This is a genomic window from Acinetobacter sp. YH16032 (genome assembly GCF_013417345.1).
GTDB lineage: Bacteria > Pseudomonadota > Gammaproteobacteria > Pseudomonadales > Moraxellaceae > Acinetobacter.
In genome coordinates this window covers 1-3,555 of sequence record NZ_VPEE01000086.1, presented here as the reverse complement: position 1 = coordinate 3,555, position 3,555 = coordinate 1, and the positions used below count along the sequence as shown (strand labels likewise).

Annotated in this window: 5 protein-coding genes; 2 read left to right on the top strand and 3 right to left on the bottom strand. The window is 33.5% G+C overall.

Annotation, left to right across the window (positions count from 1 at the left end; genetic code table 11):
- Positions 1-78 precede the first annotated feature (78 nt).
- A complete protein-coding gene (locus FTV32_RS16135) occupies positions 79-960 on the bottom strand; it encodes a hypothetical protein (protein WP_005020924.1) in 882 nt (293 codons plus the stop codon).
- 773 nt (positions 961-1,733) lie between these two features.
- Between FTV32_RS16135 and repM the strand changes: the two genes are divergently transcribed.
- Together repM and FTV32_RS16125 are read left to right on the top strand one after the other, a co-directional pair.
- Positions 1,734-2,675 carry a replication initiation protein RepM gene (gene repM, locus FTV32_RS16130; RefSeq protein WP_087554602.1) on the top strand — a complete coding sequence of 314 codons (942 nt, stop codon included), beginning with the start codon at positions 1,734-1,736 and terminating at the stop codon, positions 2,673-2,675.
- The gene (locus tag FTV32_RS16125; RefSeq protein WP_159516833.1) at positions 2,672-2,968 is read left to right on the top strand and encodes a hypothetical protein; all 297 of its coding nucleotides are present in this window, start codon (positions 2,672-2,674) and stop codon (positions 2,966-2,968) included. The genes repM and FTV32_RS16125 overlap by 4 nt, the downstream gene beginning before the upstream one ends.
- Here FTV32_RS16125 and FTV32_RS16120 read toward each other — a convergent pair.
- Positions 2,965-3,276, bottom strand: coding sequence for an HU family DNA-binding protein (locus FTV32_RS16120; protein ID WP_159516832.1), 312 nt, complete (start codon positions 3,274-3,276; stop codon positions 2,965-2,967). The two genes, FTV32_RS16125 and FTV32_RS16120, sit on opposite strands and share 4 nt — an antisense overlap.
- Positions 3,277-3,278: 2 nt before the next feature.
- A partial coding sequence (locus tag FTV32_RS16115; RefSeq protein WP_180012430.1) for a mobilization protein occupies positions 3,279-3,555 on the bottom strand: 277 nt, incomplete at its 5' end.

The following is a 3,555-nucleotide window of genomic DNA, read 5'->3' as shown; positions in this document are numbered from 1 at the left end:
ATTCATTAATTTAACTGGGTTCTAACATCTACATTTCGTATAACAGCCATTATGTAAAATGAAGGTTTATAAATAAAATTAGCCCCCTAATTCTATTTTTCCATGACAGTGTTTATATCTATAACCACTATTACATGGACATGAGGCTGCTCTACGACTAGGAACTGGTACTAAATTCCAATTTTGACGCCATTTTATTCCTAAATTCAACATCATACCTACACCACAATTATATGAAAAATTTCGTATAAATTGATTTGTTTGAATGTTTGTACCTTTTGGTGAAACTTTTATGTCTATACCAGATACTTCAAAGTTAATTTCAGAAATAGTTAGAGGGAATTCTAAGGAATCAGGAGCTTCTATATCAAAATTCTTTTTAAATAATTCTTTATTATTAATGACATAAAATTTAATTGATAGAAAATCTCCATTTTCATATTTAATTTCAATTTCTTTACCACTAGGGGGGCACTTAAAATCAATAGGAGTTCCTATATTTTCCCAGCAGTTATTCCTCATTACTAAACGCTCTTCCTTAGACACACTAAGCATTTCAACATTTAGCAGTAAATAACCACTTTCATCCCTTGTTAAAGAAACTACATCATAATTATCAATTACAAGTGCGCGAGGTGTTTCATAGTAGAAATTTCCCCCTACTACGGTTAATAATTTATTTCTCCGCCATTCAAAATTGCCTTTTACTTTTTCTGAATTAACCTTATTTTTTTTAAACTCTACTAATTGATCATTGGTATAAGCATAATTATCAGCATTTTTATGATGCTGTGTACAAAGAGCAATCATACCCTCTGGTCTGTGATGATTTTCAATACTCCAAGGCGGATCGAAATGATGCCATTCGAGATAAGGGTTTCCACAATTAGGAACAGGACAACCAAATCCTACCTCCTGTCTAAGAGTTTGAATTACTTTTTTAGGGGGCGTCCTATTCATTGATGATCTACCATGTGATTTTTTAAATTGTCTAAAATTAACATAATACACCTTATACGAAATGCTTTTCATTTCTCATTAAATTTCAGTGTCTTATCTTGATGTAAAAAGCCCAACTGTACTCAGTTGGGCTTTTTTAATGATTTGTCACGTTCCACGCCTATTCTTTGATCAATGTTTCACAACTTTGATTAGCTCCAGTAAATAATTAAAACCTAGATAATAAGAACCGAGCGAGTGTCTACGAGCGATTGAGCATCATCAAAATTTCGCCCTCGCCTTTTCTCTGATTACAAGCTCCCTTTCGATTTTAAACGGTAGGTACAGAGCATCCCGAATGGGTGCGAACTTTGGAGCTTTTGCTTTTCAAAAAGTATGAGCGAAGCGAATACATTATCAATGCTTTTGCTTTTAGATTTCACAAACAGGATTAACCAAAAACTGCCCCACGAAGCGAGGAACGAGCTTCAATAGAGTACGAGCTTTAGCGAGTACATAGGGCAGTTTTAATAGTTTTTCCCTTTTTAATAGTTTTAATAGTTTTAATAGTTTTAGACAGCATGAAAGCCTTATATAGCAATACTCTTCAGCCTCATACAACGACAGATTTACCCTTATACAACGACAGATTTACCCTTATACAACGACAGATTTACCCTTATACAACGACAGATTTACCCTATATAACGACAATAAAAAATAATGTTGTTGTTTTAATTAACGCTTTTATAATATAGTGTCGTTTTATTGCAGAAAAATAATCCTTAAACCAAATGAAAAATGATCTAGTTATAAAAAGTAATACTCTTGTTGAAGCTTGCTTTAATCTCAGTTTGACTGAATATCGAATACTACATGTAGCCTTCACTGAATTAGCTGAATATGAAAGTGATAAAGGCTTATTCCACACACGAGAATTTAGAGTATATGCAAAAGATTACTCCAAGCTATTTAATACTGATGAATCCGATGCTTATAAGGTATTAAGGGATGCAAGTGAGCGATTATTTAACCGTTACTTCACGTATGATCGGGTCTATCAAAAACCTGATTTTATAGAATGTGTTAAATCGAGATGGGTACAAAAAATTAGTTATGCAGATACGCAGGGATATATTAAATTTCAGTTAGCCGATGATGTTTTTAGCATGATTGGACAACTGAAAGATTGTTTCACACGATATAGATTATCTAAAACAGCCCAATTAACGAGCGTTTATGCTATTCGCCTTTATGAAATGATGATTCAATGGCAAAGCACGAAAGTTGTTCCAGTAATAGAATTAAATACGTTAAGAGAACGCCTTGCTATTGAGGAGCATGAATATCCTAGAGTCTATGATTTTAAGAATCGTGTCTTAGACCCTGCTATTAAACAAATTAATAAATATACAGATATCACAGTAAGTTACGAACAACACAAGCAAGGACGTATCATTTCTGGGTTTTCATTTAAGTTTAAGCAAAAAAAAGACGATAAACCTAAAATTAATACTAAGCGTGACCCTAACACCCCTGACTTTTTTATAAAAATGACCGATGCACAACGCCATTTATTTGCCAATAAAATGTCAGAAATGCCTGAAATGAGTAAATATTCAAAAGGTACAGAAAGCTACCAACAATTTGCTATTCGTATCGCTGACATGCTTTTAGAGCCTGAAAAATTTAGAGAACTTTACCCATTTTTAGAGAAAGCAGGATTTAAATCATGATGCAACTGGAGAACCTAACAGCCAATTTTCAAGGCGTTCAAATTGAGTATACCGACATCGTTAATTATGAAATTGCGAGGGAGAATATCTGCGGTTATATCTTTCTATTATCCCGAATATCCCAGAATGCAGAACCCACTGAAAAAATGCAGATGGAAAGCAAAATAGAGGACTTAATTTACTATCGGGATAATTTGCAGATCAAGGATAAAGTAAATATCCAAAAAGTCTTAAATGAGCTAATTCCAGAGTATAAAGCCGAACAAGAAAAGCAAAGAGCTAAGAAAAATTAGGCTTTCTTCTTAACTTTACTTTTTTGCTTTGGCTTAACAGTAAATTGCTCTCCCAAAGCCTTGCCTTGTTTAAAAGTGACAATTTCCTTAGCTTCAATTTTAAGTTTTTCGCCAGTTTTAGGATTGTGTCCCATTCTTTCGGCACGCTGTTTTACTTCAAAAGTCCCAAAATCAACTAATCGGACATTTTTATCTTCAACCAGGGCTTCTGTAATGACTTCAAGAACAGAATTAAGAACAACTCTTGCTTCATCTTGATTAATATTTAATTTAGGTGCTAATTTGGCAATTAAATCGGCTTTATTCATAATTAATTGTCCTCAATATTTGGTAAGTCAAAAAGCTGTCGATCTCTATTTTCTGTTAAATATTCGTTGAGTTCAGCGAGTATTTTTTCTTTATTGGCTTCATTTGCCTGCATTTTCTTAATCAAGTAAGAACCGAGCAAAATTTTACGCCGAGTATCATCCTTGCGCTCCTGTTCTTTCTTTTTGGTACGTTCTCTTGCTTCAATAGCCTGTTTCTGTGCTTTTAACTGTTTCAGCTTCTCTAACTGGGCTTCAATTTTCTTTTCGATATTTTCAGCA

What these genes read in the sequence shown, in the direction of transcription:
- FTV32_RS16135 (WP_005020924.1), bottom strand. Translation starts at nt 960, where the DNA reads ATGAATAGGACGCCCCCTAAAAAAGTAATTCAAACTCTTAGACAGGAG.
- repM (WP_087554602.1), top strand. Translation starts at nt 1,734, where the DNA reads ATGAAAAATGATCTAGTTATAAAAAGTAATACTCTTGTTGAAGCTTGC.
- FTV32_RS16125 (WP_159516833.1), top strand. Translation starts at nt 2,672, where the DNA reads ATGATGCAACTGGAGAACCTAACAGCCAATTTTCAAGGCGTTCAAATT.
- FTV32_RS16120 (WP_159516832.1), bottom strand. Translation starts at nt 3,276, where the DNA reads ATGAATAAAGCCGATTTAATTGCCAAATTAGCACCTAAATTAAATATT.